15 protein-coding genes and 1 riboswitch are annotated in these 16,520 nt (G+C 70.4%); of the genes, 10 read left to right on the top strand and 5 right to left on the bottom strand.

From position 1 onward, the window contains the following. Positions 1-145 precede the first annotated feature (145 nt). From ACZ7L9_RS20365 to ACZ7L9_RS20355, 3 genes are all read left to right on the top strand, one after another. Positions 146-1,366 (top strand): glutamate dehydrogenase, encoded by a 1,221-nt coding sequence (locus ACZ7L9_RS20365; RefSeq protein WP_471416640.1) that lies wholly within the window; start codon positions 146-148, stop codon positions 1,364-1,366. A gap of 194 nt (positions 1,367-1,560) precedes the next feature. Further along, entirely contained in the window at positions 1,561-2,172 is a 612-nt protein-coding gene (locus ACZ7L9_RS20360) for a hypothetical protein (RefSeq protein WP_471416638.1), read from the top strand. 71 nt (positions 2,173-2,243) lie between these two features. Then, a complete protein-coding gene (locus ACZ7L9_RS20355) occupies positions 2,244-2,855 on the top strand; it encodes a TetR/AcrR family transcriptional regulator (RefSeq protein ID WP_471416636.1) in 612 nt (203 codons plus the stop codon). A 50-nt stretch (positions 2,856-2,905) separates the two neighbouring features. Here ACZ7L9_RS20355 and ACZ7L9_RS20350 read toward each other — a convergent pair whose 3' ends face one another. Both ACZ7L9_RS20350 and ACZ7L9_RS20345 read right to left on the bottom strand, forming a co-directional pair. Further along, on the bottom strand, positions 2,906-3,907 hold the full coding sequence (locus ACZ7L9_RS20350) for a DUF6745 domain-containing protein (protein WP_471416634.1): 1,002 nt from the start codon (positions 3,905-3,907) through the stop codon (positions 2,906-2,908). Positions 3,908-4,145: 238 nt separating this feature from the next. Then, a complete protein-coding gene (locus ACZ7L9_RS20345; protein ID WP_266904720.1) occupies positions 4,146-4,472 on the bottom strand; it encodes a hypothetical protein in 327 nt (108 codons plus the stop codon). Positions 4,473-4,680: 208 nt separating this feature from the next. Here ACZ7L9_RS20345 and ACZ7L9_RS20340 point away from each other — a divergent pair, with 208 nt between their 5' ends. The 6 genes from ACZ7L9_RS20340 to ACZ7L9_RS20315 are packed head-to-tail and all read left to right on the top strand — an operon-like array spanning position 4,681 to position 10,866. Beyond that, the gene (locus tag ACZ7L9_RS20340; RefSeq protein ID WP_471416632.1) at positions 4,681-5,637 is read left to right on the top strand and encodes an STM4015 family protein; all 957 of its coding nucleotides are present in this window, start codon (positions 4,681-4,683) and stop codon (positions 5,635-5,637) included. Positions 5,638-5,643: 6 nt separating this feature from the next. After that, complete coding sequence (locus ACZ7L9_RS20335) at positions 5,644-6,615, top strand: STM4015 family protein (RefSeq protein WP_471416630.1); 972 nt, start codon at positions 5,644-5,646, stop codon at positions 6,613-6,615. Then, on the top strand, positions 6,596-7,750 hold the full coding sequence (locus tag ACZ7L9_RS20330; protein ID WP_471416628.1) for an STM4014 family protein: 1,155 nt from the start codon (positions 6,596-6,598) through the stop codon (positions 7,748-7,750). The genes ACZ7L9_RS20335 and ACZ7L9_RS20330 overlap by 20 nt, the downstream gene beginning before the upstream one ends. A gap of 37 nt (positions 7,751-7,787) precedes the next feature. Next, on the top strand, positions 7,788-8,603 hold the full coding sequence (locus ACZ7L9_RS20325) for an STM4013/SEN3800 family hydrolase (RefSeq protein WP_471416942.1): 816 nt from the start codon (positions 7,788-7,790) through the stop codon (positions 8,601-8,603). Positions 8,604-8,611: 8 nt separating this feature from the next. Further along, positions 8,612-9,961: an STM4012 family radical SAM protein gene (locus tag ACZ7L9_RS20320; RefSeq protein WP_471416939.1), complete on the top strand. Its 1,350-nt coding sequence runs from the start codon at positions 8,612-8,614 to the stop codon at positions 9,959-9,961. An 8-nt stretch (positions 9,962-9,969) separates the two neighbouring features. Next, a complete protein-coding gene (locus tag ACZ7L9_RS20315) occupies positions 9,970-10,866 on the top strand; it encodes an STM4011 family radical SAM protein (protein WP_471416626.1) in 897 nt (298 codons plus the stop codon). Positions 10,867-10,946: 80 nt separating this feature from the next. Here ACZ7L9_RS20315 and ACZ7L9_RS20310 read toward each other — a convergent pair whose 3' ends face one another. The 3 genes from ACZ7L9_RS20310 to ACZ7L9_RS20300 all read right to left on the bottom strand — a co-directional run bounded on the left by ACZ7L9_RS20310 (position 10,947) and on the right by ACZ7L9_RS20300 (position 15,476). Next, a complete protein-coding gene (locus ACZ7L9_RS20310; protein WP_471416624.1) occupies positions 10,947-11,792 on the bottom strand; it encodes an SGNH/GDSL hydrolase family protein in 846 nt (281 codons plus the stop codon). A gap of 197 nt (positions 11,793-11,989) precedes the next feature. After that, on the bottom strand, positions 11,990-12,922 hold the full coding sequence (locus tag ACZ7L9_RS20305) for a M23 family metallopeptidase (RefSeq protein ID WP_471416622.1): 933 nt from the start codon (positions 12,920-12,922) through the stop codon (positions 11,990-11,992). A gap of 3 nt (positions 12,923-12,925) precedes the next feature. Beyond that, positions 12,926-13,082, bottom strand: a riboswitch (cyclic di-AMP (ydaO/yuaA leader). A gap of 294 nt (positions 13,083-13,376) precedes the next feature. Then, positions 13,377-15,476 (bottom strand): alpha-galactosidase, encoded by a 2,100-nt coding sequence (locus ACZ7L9_RS20300; protein WP_471416620.1) that lies wholly within the window; start codon positions 15,474-15,476, stop codon positions 13,377-13,379. Between the two features lie 226 nt (positions 15,477-15,702). Between ACZ7L9_RS20300 and ACZ7L9_RS20295 the strand changes: the two genes are divergently transcribed. Then, positions 15,703-16,515, top strand: coding sequence for a tyrosine-protein phosphatase (locus ACZ7L9_RS20295; protein WP_471416618.1), 813 nt, complete (start codon positions 15,703-15,705; stop codon positions 16,513-16,515). The last annotated feature ends 5 nt before the right edge of the window (positions 16,516-16,520 follow it).

Here is a 16,520-nt window from a genome sequence, read left to right as displayed (position 1 = left end):
CGGTCTGTTGGTGTCGGCCCGTCCGTGGCGGGAGGCAGTGCGCCGGAACAGCCGGGCAGCAGCGCGGCGACCGGCTACGGCCGGACCGGCCGTAGCCCTGACCGCCCCGGGCCCACCGTGATCACAGTGACCGAGGAGACCCCCGATGAAGACACCTCCGGTGTCCCCCTCCGCCGCACCCACGGCGCCGCTGATATCGCTCACCTGGACCGACCACGTCACCGGCCGTCAGGGGCACCTGGTCGTGGACCGACTGGTGCGCGGGGTGGCCAGCGGTGGGCTGCGGATGCGGGCGGGCTGCACACTGGACGAGGTGGCGGGGCTGGCCCGCGGCATGACGATGAAGGAGGCGCTCCACTTCGACGCCGACAAAACGGACGCCCGCTGCATCCCGCTGGGCGGCGCCAAGGGCGGCATCGACTGCGACCCGCGCGACCCGCAGGCGTACGGGATTCTCGTGCGCTATCTGCGGGCCGTGCGCCCGTACCTCGAGAACGTGTGGACGACGGGTGAGGACCTGGGGCTCACCCAGGACATCGTGGACCGGGCAGCCGCCGAGGCCGGGCTCGTCTCCTCGATCCAGGCCGTCTTTCCGCTGCTCGACGACGCGAGGGCGGCCCGACAGCGCCTTGCCGACGCGTTCGCCGTCGAGGTGGACGGCATCGGGCTCGACGAACTGGTCGGCGGCTGCGGGGTCGCCGAGTCGGCGCTCGCGGCACTGGACCGGGAAGGCGTCCCGTACCGGGAGGCGAGGGTCTCCGTGCAGGGGCTCGGCACCATGGGCGGGGCGACAGGGCGGTTCCTGGCGCGGGCCGGGCTGAAGGTGGTGGCCGTGGCCGACATCAAGGGCACGATCGCCAATCCGGCAGGCCTGGACGTAGAGGCGCTGCTGGCCGCCAGGGACGGGTACGGAACAGTGGACCGCCGTGCGCTCCGGGACGGGGACCGGGAGCTGCCCGCCGACGCCTGGCTGACGCAGGACGCCGAGATACTGGTACCGGCAGCCGTCTCGTACGCGATCGATGCCACGAACCAGGCCCGGATACGGGCTCGTTGGGTCGTGGAGGCGGCCAACATGCCGGTACTCCCCGAGGCGGAAGCGCTGCTCGCGGCGCGCGGGATCACGGTGCTGCCGGATGTGGTCGTCAACTCCGGTACGAATGCATGGTGGTGGTGGACCCTGTTCGGTGACATCGGCGCGGACGCCGACGAGGCGTTCGGCCACACCCGCCGCTCGATGCGGGCCCTGATCGACCTGATGCTGGCCCGCGCCGAGGCCGACGACTGCACACCGCGGGCCGCCGCGCATGCCATCGTCGCGGACCGGCTGCCGGTGATGGCGGAGCGATTCGGCTGGTACCGCTGACCCCAACTGCCCACCTGAAAAAGCCTGTTGCTGCAAATCGTAGACATGCACGGTGCATAGCCGCCATGGCAGCTTCCCGCCAGCCCGCATCCGGTTCCCGTCCGGCGTGATCCTGACACTCTCACCTCGTCACCCCCTGAAAACAAACGACGGACTCTCCGTCCACCGGCCGACACCGGTGCTCCGGCTGGGGCATGTACGCGTGGACGACCTGGCACGGACTGACGCTCTCTCAGCAGGTCACCCGCTACCGTCCGCCGTCGGAGCAGACGCTGTACTTCACGCCTGACGTGGCGTGGACGACGGCGACCTTCCACTACCAGTACGACGTCGGCGACAGCGTCTATCCGCTGGGGACGCTGAGCGGTCCACCCACCGTGTACAGCATGGATGGTGACTACCAGGACGACTGGATGTCCGCCCCCTTCAACCCGGCGCTCGGCGAGCAGGCCGGTGCCGCCCAGGTCATCAGGGAGGGCGACAAGCTGAAGGTGGCGCTCCCGGTGTTCTCCGACGCGGCCGGGCACCGGGCCGAGACGGCACCGGGTGCGGACAGCGCGAGCACGGTCCTGGCGGACGACAGCGGAAAGGTGCTGGCCCGCAATGCCGCACCGGGGCGCGCCACATTCGACCTGCCTCGCAAGGAGAACTGGTACCGGCTGACCGTCGATGCCACGCGTACGTCGCCGGATCCGGTGACCTGGATGCTCGGGACCAGGGTCACCAGCGAGTGTCGGCTGCGCTCCGGGCACGAGAAGTCGGCCACCGCGGCCCGGTTGCGGGCCGGTGCCCCGGGCGTCGGATGAACAGGGGGCGGGGCCGTACGCGGCTCCGCCCCCGGCCTGCCCGTGCCCCGTGCATTCGTTAGGGTGACGCCGTGGCGAGAGTGCGGTTGAGCGTGGCGGAGCGGCGCGAGGAACTCCTGCGCGCTGCCGTCGAACAGATCGAGGTGCGGGGAGTCGCAGCGGTACGCATCGCCGACGTGGCCGCGGTGCTCGGTGTGAGCAACGCGCTCGTGCTCTACCACTTCTCGACCAAGGAGAAGCTGGTCGCGGCCGCCTTCGCACATGCCGCCGAGGCCGATCTCGCCCATCTACGCAAGTTGCTGAGCCGTCGCACCAGTGCCGTACGGCGGCTGCGAGCCGCCGTACGCTGGTACGCGCCGACGGGCCAGGCCAAGGGCTGGCGGCTGTGGATCGAGGGCTGGGCGGCCTCGCTGCGCGACCCGGCGCTGCGCAATGTGGCCGCCGATCTCGACCAGCAGTGGAAGGCGGAGCTGGCCGAGGTCATCGAGGAGGGCGCCACCGCCGGTGAGTTCCACTGCGACGACCCGATGTCCGTGGCCTGGCGGCTGACCGCACTGCTGGACGGCCTGGCCGTGCAGATGACGTCGTACGCGGGTCCGCTTTCCAGGGCCACGATGCTGGCCTGGACCGATGAGGCCCTCGCCCGCGAACTCGGCGTCGATCATGCGGCACTGACGGCCTGAGACGCTGCCCCGTTTCGCCGGTTCATCCGGGCGTATCGGCGGTCCGGCGGTCAGGTCTGGCGCAGGGGTGCGTACGCATCCCCCTGGAGCCCGAACGTCCAGGCCACGCCCTCCTTCGCGGTCCTCGTGGCGGGCGGCACCCGCAGCCAGTAGGTGCGGTGGGTTCCGTCCGGCTCCGGGATGGAGTTGACCACCTCGACCATCACCACGTCCTCGTCGCCGTCCAGCGCGATCCGCCACAGGACTCCCGTCTCGTCCCGGTGGACCGGCTCGGCACCCGACTCGGTGAGGTAACGGTCGTAGCCGTAGAACTCCAGCATGACGCGGCGCAGTTCCGCGTTCTCCTCCTCACGTATCCGTTCGGGGGTCAGGGAGTTCAGTTCCGCGAGGAATTCGGCGGGCACGGGCATGCCGCGCCAGGCGTGCAGCGCGAAGCCGTCGCGGTAGGCGAGCGCCGGGCCGTCCCCGCGGTCCAGCCGGCCCGCCTCGTCCCGGTGGAGTGCTTCGGGGCGCTCGCTGATCACCACGGCACGCTCGTAGGGCCACCACCAGCCCGCGTTCCTGGCCACCTCGGCCAGGCCGTCCAGTCGGTCGCCCCGGCCGTCGAACGCGGCGAGCCAGGCCGCGTCGTGCTGGCCGAGCACCGCGTCGAGCAACACCAGCCGGACATCGGACTCGTCCTCGGGGCGCTCCGCGAGGTCCGCGACGACAACTGCCCTGATCCGCTCGGCGAGTGCCGCCGTGGTCTCCCAGAGCTGTGCCCCCGTGGCGGACCACAGGGCGGACCAGCCCGCGGGGCCCAGCTCGTCGTACATCCGGCGCCGTTCCTCCGCCCACGGCCGGGTCCGTACCTCGTCACGCACCGAGCGTCCGGCGCCGACGAGCTTCTCCACGGCCGCCACGGCGGCCCTGGGCGAGTCGACCCAGAGGATTCGCTCCGGCTCGGCAAGTCCTGCGCTGCGGTAGGCGAGCCGGAGCCCGTCCTCGGCCGCGGCCCGGTCCGCCGCGCCGGTCGCCGCTGCCACGGCCCGCCATGAGTCCACGTACTGCATCGGTCTTCCCGTCCCTGAATTCGGTGTTCGGTGGTCTGCGTTCTGCGTTCTGCGTTCTGCGTTTCGGTGCTGTGCGTTCGTGAGTTGCGCGTTCGCGGGTTGTGCATTGTGCGTTGTGCGTTTCAGTGATCCGGAGCGTTCGCGTGCGTCGGTGATCCGGCGCGCTCCGGATCACCGAGCTGCCGCTCAGCCTCGCCGGTGTCCGGCGAGACCGGCCGCTTCGGACCACTCAGCCCGCTCAGTCCGCCACGATGCGGACCGCCCCCGGCGCGTACTCCCGCTGGCGCACCACGCGGTACCAGCCCTTCGACAGCGGTATCGCCGCGTGCTCCTCGTGCACCACCCGCCCGCCGTCGGGAAGGTGAAGCAGCATCGGCCCGAAGGCTCCCGCCTCGCGCATCAGCCGACCCGGTCCCTGAACCGCGTGTGCATGTCCGGTGACCTCGCCCAGCGCGAGGATCATGCGCCCCCGGCCGTCCCTCGGTTCGCCCGGCGCGTCCACAAGATGCGCAGGCACCGCCGACTCCTCCAACGACACGATCAGTACATCGCCCTGCCGGTACACAGACGTCTCCCCTCGACGGCCGCACCCGCTGTGCCGGCCACGAGAAAAACGCTAAGGGAGAGGTCTGACAATCGACCGTCGGCGGACTGCGACCGGCTTCCGCGGGAGTCCGCGGGCACGTCCGGACCGTCCCGGTCGCGCCGTTGTCAGTGCGGCTTGATACACCTTGCAGACATCAGCCGTCTCCCAGTACCAGGAGCTCAGGGTCATGTCCGGTGTGGACCATCTGCACGAGTTGCTCGGCCTTCCTGCAGTCGACTTCCAGCACGCGACGGGTGAAGTGCCCGCACAGGCCGCCGATGCGGCGGCCTGGCGCATCTCGGTCGATCCGTACGACGACGAGTCCGAGATGACCTGGGAGGAGGCGTTCCAGGAGTTCCTCACTGCGGTCGACCCGGCCGGGGTCCGCGCGCTGATCATCGGTCAGTGGGGCGAATCGTACGAGGAGACCTCGTCCTACCCGATCGATCTGGTCATCGGCGCGGCCGACCGGCTCACCTCGCTGGAGGCCGTTTTCGTCGGCGACATGATCCTGGAGCAGAACGAGATCTCCTGGATCGAGCAGTCGGATGTCACGGCGCTGCTGACGGCCTTCCCGGGACTGCTCGAACTGGGTGTGCGCGGCGGCTCGGACCTGGTTTTCCCGCCCTCGAAGCACGAGCGGCTGCGTGCGCTGACCATCGAGACCGGTGGTCTGCCGATCGGTGTGATCCGTGGCATTCTGGACAGCGAGCTGCCCGCGCTGGAGCGGCTCGATCTCTGGCTCGGCGTCTCCGCGTACGGGGGCGACGCCGATGTGGCGGACCTGGCGCCACTCCTGACCGGCTCCCGTTTCCCCAGGCTCACCCATCTCGGTCTGCGCAACAGCGAGCTGCAGAACGAGATCGCGACGGCCGTCGCGGGCGCGCCGGTCGTCGCCCAGCTGCGCGTCCTCGACCTGTCGAACGGCACGCTGGGCGACGAGGGCGGGGCGGCGCTGCTCGACGGCCAGCCGCTCACCCATCTCGAACGGCTCGATCTGCACCACCACTTCATGACCGAGCAGATGGAACGCCGGATCGCTCAGGCGCTTGAGCCGCACGGCGTGAGGGTCGATGTGTCGGAACGCGAGGAGCCCTGGGGCAACCGCGGCATCGAAGGCCGGTACACCGCGGTTTCGGAGTGATGGGCGATGACCGACATCGAACACCCCGAGATGTTCCACGGTCTTCCGGTCCTGACTCTGCCGGGACCTGGCGGTACTCGCGTCGAGCCCCTCCCGGCCGCCGACTCGGTCGCGTGGCGGCTGGAGAGCGACTGGGACGGCGATCCGACGTTCGCCATGCTCTGGCAGCACTTCGTGGACACGGTCGACACCTCGCGTGTCCGGGCCCTGCTGATCGGTCCCTGGTGGCAGGGCGACTACGAGTCCGTCGCTCCGGTCATCGAGCTGCTGACCGGTCACGCGGACCGCTTCCCGGCACTGCGGGCGCTCTTCCTGGCCGATGTCGTCAGCGAGGAGTGCGAGGTGTCGTGGCTGGTCATGTCCGACATCACCCCGGTGCTCGAGGCGTTCGGACAGTTGGAGGAGCTGACGGTACGCGGGGGCGGCGAGCGGATCGAGGGCCGGACGATACTCGGTCTGCAGCCGGTGCGGCACACGTCTCTGAAGAAGCTGCGATTCGAGTCCGGCGGTCTGCCGTCCGGCGTCGTCCGGGCGGTCGGGGCTTCGGAGCTGCCCGCGCTGGAACATCTGGAACTCTGGCTCGGCATCACCGAGTACGGCGGGGACACGACGGTCGATGACCTCGCTCCGCTGCTGTCCGGTGCGGCGTTCCCCGCCCTGCGTCATCTGGGGCTGCAGAACAGCGAGATCCAGGACGAGATCGCGACCGCGGTGGCCTCCGCACCGGTCGTAGCCCAGTTGGAGTCGCTCTCCCTCGCGATGGGGACGCTGGGCGACGAAGGCGCCGAGGCGCTGCTCTCGGGCCAGCCACTCACCCATCTCACCTCGCTGGACCTGCACCACCACTACATCAGCGACACATTGGTGGACCGTCTCGGGAACCTCCTCGGTTCCGACCGGGTGAACGGCGATATCGACGAGGTGGAGTACTGGGATCCGGAAGAGGACGAGTTCCGCTATGTCGCTGTCAGCGAATAGCCCGGCCGGCCCGGCGCCGCGTTTGGTCGTCGTGGGTGTGCCCGGGAACCGCCGGGTCGCGCTGTTCCAGGACGCCGTGCGCGCCGCCGGGCTGCCCGCGGCGCGTGTCGTGTCCTGGCTGGACGTCCTGCGCGGCGAGGCCGCCTTCCGGCCGGGCGAGACCGTACGGATGGACTCGCCGGGTGAGGACACCGAGGTGGAGCGACTGCTCAGGGCGGTCGGCGATCCGACCAGGGTCGAGGGGACCGCCCTGTGGTACGCCCGGTTCACCGAGGCCGTACGGACGGTGGCGCGGGCGGCCGCCGCTTCCGGTGCCGTGCTGCTGGACGACCCGGGCGATGTCGCGGTGCTCTTCGACAAGCGGATCTGCCATGCCGTGCTGGACGACGCCGGAGTGCGTGTACCTGCTTCGCCGACCTCGGGGGCCGCGGCGCCCGTGGTGCGCGACTGGGTGGACGTACGCGAGCGGATGACGGCCCACGGCATGCCCAGGGCCTTCGTGAAGCTCGCGCACGGCTCCTCCGCCTCGGGGGTCCTGGCCGTCGAGACGGCCGGGCCCGGCCGGGTCAGGGCCACCACATCGGTGGAACGGGACACGGCCGGCCGGCTCTTCAACTCGTTGCGGGTACGCCGCTGCACGACGGAGCGGGAGGTCGCGGCGATCGTCGACGCCCTCGCGCCGGACGGGCTGCACATCGAGCGCTGGCTGCCCAAGGCCACCCAGCACGGCCGGGCGGCGGATCTGCGGGTCGTGGTGGTGGCGGGCCGGGCCACTCATGCGGTCGTGCGCACCAGCCACTCCCCCATGACCAATCTTCACCTCGGCGGCGCGCGTGGAGATCTCGACGACGTCCGTGCGGCCGTCGACGCCGCGGGCGGCAGCTGGACCGAGGCCCTGGCCCTGTGCGAACGGGCCGCGGCCTGCTTCCCGGACACGCTGTGTGTGGGCGTCGATCTGCTGCCCGCGACCGGCTGGCGGCGTTTCGCCGTCGGCGAGGTCAACGCCTTCGGCGATCTGCTGCCGCGGCTGACCGGACTCTCCGGCAGCGGCGCCGAGGGCCTGGACACCTACGCGGCGCAGGTCGCCGCCGTACTGAACAGAGCAAGGAACCACCGTGCAACCGCCACTCCCTGACATCGCGCCCGCCCCCGCGGACGCCCGGAACCCCGACATGAGCGAGATCGTGGGCAGTCACGACCTGCTGCTCGTCACCCTCGACACGCTGCGCTACGACGTGGCGGCGGAGCTTGCCGCCGCCGGACGCATCCCGCATCTGGCGCGCCATCTGCCGGGTGGTGCCTGGGAGAAGCGGCATGCGCCCGGCAGCTTCACCTACGCCTCCCACCAGGCGATCTTCGCGGGATTCCTACCCACTCCGGCCGGCCCGGGGCCGCACCCCCGGCTGTTCGCGGCACGTTTCGCGGGCAGCGAGTCCACCGCTTCGGGGACCTTCGTCTTCGACACCCCCGACCTGCTGTCCGGACTGGCCGGTGCGGGGTACCACACGGTGTGCGTCGGCGGCGTCGGCTTCTTCAACCGGCAGGGCCCGCTGGGCTCGGTACTGCCCGGCCTGTTCCAGGAGAGCCACTGGGAACCGGAGTTCGGTGTCGCGTCGCCCAACTCGTTCGAGGCGCAGGTGGCCCGCGCCGAGCAGGTCGTCGCCGAACTCCCCGCCGAACAGCGGCTGTTCCTCTTCGTCAATGTGTCCGCCCTGCACCAGCCCAACTGGTTCCACCAGCCGGGTGCCACCCGCGAGGCGGGCGATTCCCGCGCCACCCATGCCGCCGCTCTGGAGTACGTCGACGCACACATCGGCCGGCTCTTCGCCGCTGCGAGCAGCCGCCGCCGCTGTTTCGCCATCGTCTGTTCCGACCACGGAACGGCGTACGGGGACGACGGCTACATCGGTCACCGGCTCGGCCACGAGTCCGTCTGGACCGTTCCGTACGCGCACTTCTTCCTGGAACCGGGGGCCACCGCATCATGAGCCGCACCATGACCGTCGCGCGGTCCACCCGCCCGTACCAGAGCTATGTGTACGCCTATCCGCACAAGACGGCCTACCGGCCGCTCGCCGAGCGGCCGATGCTGCGCGAGCTGTGGGCGGCCGAGCGCAAGGAAGCGCTCTCGCTCTATCTGCACATACCGTTCTGCGAGGTCCGCTGCGGCTTCTGCAATCTCTTCACCCGGATCGGTGCTCCCGACGAGCTGACGACCCGCTATCTCGACGCGCTGGACCGGCAGGCCACCGCCGTCCGCGACGCGCTGGGCGACGCGGAGCCGGTGCGGTTCGCCGCGGCGGCGTTCGGCGGGGGCACGCCCACGTTCCTGACCGCGGCGGAGCTGGACCGGCTCTGCGACATCACGGAAGAGCGGATGGGCGCCGATCTGCGGGCCGTTCCGCTGTCGGTCGAGACGTCGCCGTCGACCGCGACGGCCGACCGGCTGGCCGTCCTCGCCGACCGCGGGACGACCAGGATCAGCATCGGCGTGCAGAGCTTCGTCGAAGCCGAGGCGCGCGCCGCGGTGCGACCGCAGCACCGCGCCGATGTTGAGGCGGCGCTTGACCGGATACGTGACACCCGCATCCCGGTCCTCAACATCGACCTGATCTACGGCATCGACGGGCAGACCGAGGAGAGCTGGCGCACCTCGCTGGACGCGGCGCTCGGCTGGCGGCCGGAAGAGCTGTACCTCTACCCGCTGTACGTCCGCCCATTGACCGGTCTCGGGCGGCTCAGCGCCGACGGCGAGGCGGCGGACGCCGCCTGGGACGAGCAGCGGCTGCGGCTGTACCGCGCGGGCCGCGACCATCTCCTCACCCACGGCTACGAGCAGGTGTCCATGCGGATGTTCCGCCGCGCGGACGCCCCGCGGACGGACGGCCCCGACGAGTACGCCTGCCAGACCGACGGCATGATCGGCCTGGGCTGCGGCGCCCGCTCGTACACCACGAAGCTGCACTACTCCTTCGACTACGCGGTGGAGATGCGGGAGGTTCGGGCCATCATCGACGGCTACACCGCCACCGAGGACTTCTCGCGCGCCGAGGTCGGCCGGTACGTCGACGGCGACGAGGCGCGCCGGCGCCACCTCCTGCAGTCCGTCCTCCAGGCCGAGGGGCTGCGGTCGGCCGACTACCGGGAGCGCTTCGGCACCTCCCCGGCGGATGACTTCCCCGTCGAACTGGCCCGGTTCGAGGCGCGCGGCTGGCTCGACACGACGGCCGGGGCGTCCGGACTGTTGCGGCTCTCCCCCGAGGGCCTGGCCCACTCCGACGCGCTGGGCCCGGAACTCTTCTCCCCCTGTGTGCGGGCCGCGATGGCCGCGTACGAATTGAAGTGAGCGCGCCGATGGACCTGACCATCCTCTACCGCGGCCCGCTCGCGTCCTGCGACTACGACTGCCCGTACTGCCCGTTCGCGAAGCGGCGCGACAGCCGGGAGCAATTGCGTGCCGACCGCGCCGCGCTGGAGCGGTTCACCGCCTGGGCCGCGGCGCAGACCGGTGACCGGCTCTCGGTCCTGTTCACCCCCTGGGGCGAGGGTCTGGTCCGCTCCTGGTACCGGCGCGCACTGGTCGAGCTGGCGCAACTGCCGCACATCGGCCGGGTCGCGATCCAGACCAACCTCAGCAGTCGTACGGGCTGGCTGGCGGAGGCGGGTGAGGCCGGCCGCGAGAAGATCGCGCTGTGGTGCACGTACCACCCGGGGCAGACGCCGTACGAGCGGTTCCTCGCCAAGTGCGGAGAGCTGACCGCGCTCGGGATTCGCCACAGCGTCGGTGTCGTCGGGCTCGACGACCATCTCGAAGAGGCCCGGCGGCTGCGAGCCGCGCTGCCCGACGAGGTCTATCTCTGGGTGAACGCCGCGGAGGGGCACACCTATTCGGACGAGGGGGCGGACCGCTGGACGGCCCTGGACCCGCTCTTCCCGTACAGCCGGCATCCGCACCGCTCCGCCGGGCTGCCGTGCCGGACGGGCGAGTCGGTCATCTCGGTGGACGGTGACGGCACGGTGCGGCGCTGCCATTTCGTCCCGGCGGAGCTCGGCAACCTCTACGACGGCAGTTTCCGGCGCTCGCTCGGCCCGCGCGCCTGCCCGCTGGCCGTCTGCGACTGCCACATCGGCTATGTGCATCTGGAGACGCTGCCGCTGTACGACGTCTTCGCGGGCGGCGTGCTGGAGCGGATACCGGCGCCGCCGCTGTCGTCCCTCGCCGGACGGGCCCGATCCGCCGGACGGGCCTGAGACCCGGCCGGCGGGCGAGGACACCGCGGTCGCGGCCCCGGTCGTGAGCGGCCGGGCAAGGCCCTGGAGCGGCGGCAGGCCTAGAGCGGCAGCAGGTCGGGCCGCTTGGCCTCGACATGGTCGCCGGAGGACTCGCCGCGCAGCCGCCGGCCGATCCACGGCACCAGGTACTCGCGCGCCCAGTGGATGTCGTCGCGCCGTTCTTCGAGCGTGCCGCGCTGTGCCTGCGGGGGCCATTCCTGGTCGGGGTCGGCCGGCACGCGGAGGCCGAGGACCTGGGCGGCGCGCAAAGCGACCCTGGTGTGTCCCTCGGGCGACAGATGGAGCCGGTCGTCGTCCCAGGCGCGCCTGTCCTGGACGGACCGCAGCGACCACAGGTCGAGGACCGGGCAGTCGTAGCGGTCGGCGATGGACCGCACATGAGCGGTGTAGGTGGCGATCTTGCCGCGCAGATGACGCAGCACGGGAACGCCGCGGGTGTCGAAGCCGGTGGTGACCATCACGGTGCCGACCGATTCGGTCAGCTCGGCGACCGCGCGCTCGAAGCGCTCGGCCACGTCGTCGGGGTCGGTGCCGGGCCTGATGATGTCGTTGCCGCCCGCGCAGAAGCTCACCAGATCGGGAGCGAGTTCCTTGGCGCGCGGCACCTGCTCCTCGACGATCTGGTCGAGGAGGCGTCCGCGTACGGCGAGATTGGCGTACCTGAAATCCCCGTGCGTGGAGCCGTCGATGCTCGATTCCGCATCGGGGTCCGGGAGCTCGTCCGCGAGAAGTACCGCGAAACGGTCCGCCCAGCCGACGAAAGTCCCGTCCGGACCGGGGTCGCCCACTCCCTCGGTGAAGCTGTCGCCAATCGCTGCGTACGACCCGATGACGCCGTGTCGGTTGATGACGCCACGTTGATTTTTTCTCGAATCGTCTGCCACAAACGCTCATCCTGCACTGCCGAATGTGACCTACGCGACCGTAATAAGGGGTTGACGGGTGGTGAGATAGACCACCCGGTCAGGTTTTAGTAAAGGGGGAATAAGACCGACCGGCAGCAGGGGCGGTGCGCCGCCGCGCACCGCCCCTGCTGTGTTGCTCAGGTCATACCGTGTTGGTGAACTGCCCGTTCGTTCGCTCAGACGTAGATGCCGTGCGAAGCCAGGAAGGCGATCGGGTCGATGTCCGAGCCGTACGCCGGGCCCGTGCGGACTTCGAAGTGCAGGTGCGGTCCGGTGGCGTTGCCGGTCGCGCCGGAGAGACCGATCTGCTGACCGGTGCTCACGGACTGGCCCGCCGACACGGAGATCGAGGACAGGTGGCCGTACTGCGAGTAGTGACCGTCGGCGTGCTTGATGACGACCTGGTTGCCGTACGCGCCACCCCAGCCGGCAGTGACGACGGTGCCGGAGGTGATGGACTTCACGCTGGTGCCGGTGAAGACGGGGAAGTCGATCCCGGTGTGGCTGCCGCTGGACCAGTTGGAGCCGGAGGCGCGGTAGCCGGTGGTGTGGTTGCCGGGGACCGGGTGGGCATAGCCGGAGCTGTTGCTCTGACCGGCCGGGGCGGAGGTCTTGGACTCCGTGACCGTCGACACCTTGGCCGGGGCGGACTTCGCTGCGACCGACGAGGGAACCGATGGAGCCTTCGACGGGAGGCCTGCACCCGTACCGGCGCCGGTGGGCGCGGAGTCACCCGACGCGTTGCCGCCGAGCGTCAGCTTCATGCCCGGGAGGATCAGGCCGGGGTCGTCGCCGACGACCTCGCGGTTGTCCTGGTACAGCTTCTGCCAGCCACCCTCGGTCTTGTGCTCGGCGGCAATCTTCGACAGGTAGTCACCGGAGACGACGGAGTACGTCGTGGTGGCGGCCTGCTTCTGCGCGACCGGCTTGGCCGGAGCGGCGTGCGCGGCGGCGGCGGAGACCGACTGCGGCGCGGCAGCCGGAGCGGCGTGGGCACCGGTGGCGCCGAGCAGCGGCAGCGCGAGGACGGCGCCGCCGGCGCCTGCGGCGGCGACGCCACGGGCGATGGTGCGGGTCTTCGTACGACGGTGCTTACCCGGTATGGGCATGAAGTGCTTCCTCTCCGGCGCCTACGAGGTGAGCTGTCGGGTTCGGGCTGGAGATGCCCGGCCGCGCCGAGCGCGACTTCACCCCGAGCCGGCCGGATTTCTCCGATCGGCGGCCTACCTGGTTCCCCCGCTCCTGCCACACGATGAGTGGATGCGAATTCCGGGCGGCGGCAGGATTAGGCGGTCCGTCCGGATTTGACGGTGACCGTAAGCGAGTCGGGACGGCGAGAACAAGCCACTGGTTCCGCGCCGGAATCCCCACCAGGAATTCCGAGCGGAATTCCGGTCACACTCCGTGGATTAAGGATCTTGGCCTTCCGTGCCGCGCACGGAATACCCGGCCGCCCCGCCAGCACGCACCGTCACGGATATGATCCCGCTCACGAGCAGGTGACCATTTGCCGTACATATGGGGTAAGTTACTCTAAATCAACCCATTACGGACATGTCATGCTCATCGTTCGCGCCGGAGCCTCAGCACCCGTGCGTCGAGGTCCCCTCGGAGCCCGGTGTGCAGCCCCTGATGAAGCAGTACCGAACCGTGGTGCACCGCCCCCGTGTCCAGGCAGGTGTACGTCGCCGCAGGGTCGAGTCCGCGCAGCCGCAGGGCCGGGGGCCGTTCCCCGTACCGCTGCGCCTCGAGCCACATCAGGACCACGGCCTCGTCCCGGTGGACGTACTGGACCGCGCTGAGCCCACCGCGCGGGGCGCGCAGTCGGTACAGCGAGCCGTGCTGCACCACCGGCCGGATCTCCTTGTAGAGATCCACCCAGGTCCGCGCCTCGGCCAGTTCCTCCTCGCTCCACTCGGTGAGGTCGCCGCCGACCCCGAGCACACCGGCCATCGCGCTCACGAAACGGAAGCGCAGTGAGCTGACCCTGCCGTTGAGCTGGACGTTGGGACTGTCGGTGACCCAGGCGGCCATCACCCGGGCCGGATGGATCTGACCGAAGCCCTCCTGGATGGTGAGTCGGTCGAGCGGGTCGGTGTTGTCCGAGGTCCACACCTGGTCCGTACGGGACAGAATCCCCAGATCGATCCGGCCGCCGCCGCCCGAGCAGGACTCGAAGGCGACCGAGGGGTGTGCGGCCCGGAGCCGGTCGATCAGCGCGTACAGGGCGTCGACATGCTCGATCCAGAGTTTCTGCGGATATTCCTCGCCAGGCCAGCCCGCGTCGGTGAAGGAGCGGTTGAAGTCCCATTTCACATAGTCGATGGGCGTGCTGGAGAGCAGTGCGTCCAGCTGTTCCCAGAGATATTCCCGCACATCGGCGCGGGCCAGATTGAGCACCAGTTGATTACGGAACTCGGTCCGGGCCCGCCCGGGGAAGTGCTGTACCCAGTCGGGGTGTGCACGATAGAGATCACTGTCGGCATTGACCATTTCCGGCTCGACCCAGATACCGAACTGCATGCCGAGACCGTGCACTTCGTCGGCGAGCGGCCCCAGCCCACCGGGAAAGCGGTCCGGATTCGGCGTCCAGTCGCCGAGCCCCGCCCGGTCACTGGTGCGCTGTCCGAACCACGCGTCGTCCACGACGAACAGCTCGACGCCCATCTCGGCGGCGCGCTCGGCGAGGGCGCGCTGCTGCTCCTGCGCGATGTCGAAGCCGGTCGCCTCCCAGGAGTTGTAGAGCACCGGCCGCAGACTCCCTGCGTCCGGGATCACCTGGGCCAGTTGCCAGGCGTGCCAGCCCCGGCTCGCCCCGCCGAACCCCGCCGCGCTCCACAGACCGGCGAAGACGGGTGTGATGTACGACTCCCCCGGCGCGAGCAGCAGCAGCCCCGAGTCGTCGTGCCCGGCACCGCCGGTGATCTGCACGAGCCCGTCGGACAACCGCTGTACGGAGATCCGCCACGACCCGGACCAGCCGAGTGCACAGCCGTACACCTCGCCGCTCTCCTCGGTCGCCGCGCCGTCCGCGTCGAGTGCGACCCACGGCAGGTGCTGGTGCCCGGTGTGGCCGCGCCTGCTGGAGATGACGCTCTCCCCGTACGTCAGCTCCGCCCGGGCGAGCCGCGACTCCGCCGCCCAGCGGCCGTGCAGCCGGCTCAGCCGCCAGCCGTCGCGGGCCGGCAGCGCCCAGGCGGCCGCGTCGGCGCGCAGCAGCTCCAGCGGCGGACCGTCCGGCCCGGCGTGGGCGACGGTGGCCCAGCGCTCGATGACGTCACAAGCGTCCCGCACCCGGTAGTGCAAGGTCAGGGCGAGCCGGTGCACGGAGTCGGTGAAGCCGATGCGGAGTTCGTCCCCGTCCACCGTGGCGTCGGCGAAGACCCACTCGGTACCGCGGACCTCCGGGGTCCGTACCGAAAGGGCCGGACGGACGAACCGGGGGCCGCCCTCCACCGGGTACTCCTCGCGGCCGTCGAGCGGGGACTCGAAGCCCCGGACGGGCTGCTCCCTCGCCGCGGCCAGCGCCTCCGCCGCGGCCAAGGAGATCCGCGGACCCCAGTGCAGATGGACCAGTTCGTCCCGCTCCGTGAGCCGCAGTGCGTAGCCGCTGCTCGCCCCGGTGAGCAACCAGGTCCGCCCCTTGTCGCCGGTCTCGATCATCTCGCCCCCACATTCCAACAGTTCCGCACATCATCGACCGTTGCTGCGTGGGCGGGCAACGGTTCGGCGAGGAATTCACCGGACGGATTCGCCGCAGGGGCAAGGGGGTTCGCCGCGGTATCGACAAGGAATGGCCGAGATGATTGCCTGAGGAATCAATGTCGTATCGTCGCGGGAGTGGCCCAGTCGGCGACACGCGTCGACGCCAGACACTCCAGGAGACACTGTGACGCAGCAGTTGCCGCAGACCCCGTCGACGGAACCCGAGCTGGCGGGCGTCCGCAACTTCCGTGATGTGGGCGGCCTGCCCACCGTCGACGGCCGGCGGGTGCGGTACGGGCGGCTCTTCCGCAGTGGTCACCTCGCGCACGCCACCGCCGAGGACTCCGCCTTTCTCAGCGGCCTCGGTCTGCACACCGTCTTCGACTTCCGCAATGAGGCCGACCACCGCCTCGACGGTCCGGACATCGAGCTGCCAGGCGTGCAGAATGTCAGCATCCCGCTCTCCGACCCTGCTGACGGAGCCGAGTTCTGGCGGCTGGTGCGCGACGGCGACCTCGACCAGCTGCGCTCGATCCTGGCCGACGGCAAGGCAACGAACCGGATGATCGCCTCGTACCGCTCGATCATCCTGGACCGTACCGCCGAGCACAGCCGGGTCCTGCACGCCCTGGCCGAGGACGGCGTTCCGGCGTTGATGCACTGTGCCGCGGGCAAGGACCGGGCCGGTCTGTCGATCGCGGTGTCACTGCTCGCGGTCGGCGTGGAGCGTGACGCCATCGAGGCCGACTACCTGAAGTCCAACGACGCTCACCGCCGCTACAAGGTGCGCCGCAGCGACACCTCGGCGGACGGCATGTCGGCCGAGGTGATGGAGCTGCTCAATCCGCTCTTCGGCGCCCATGCCGACTATCTGGCGGCGGCCTTTGCCACCATCGACGAGACCTGGGGCGACACGGACCGCTATTTCTCCGAAGGGCTGAAGCTCACTCCCGAGACCCGTGAGCGGCTGCGCAACCGGCTCCTCGACGAGGCGTAGCGCGA

The sequence above is a fragment of the Streptomyces sp. NPDC111516 genome (assembly GCF_055635345.1).
Note: the sequence above shows the minus strand (reverse complement) of the source record. Positions and strands in the feature narration are given on the sequence as shown.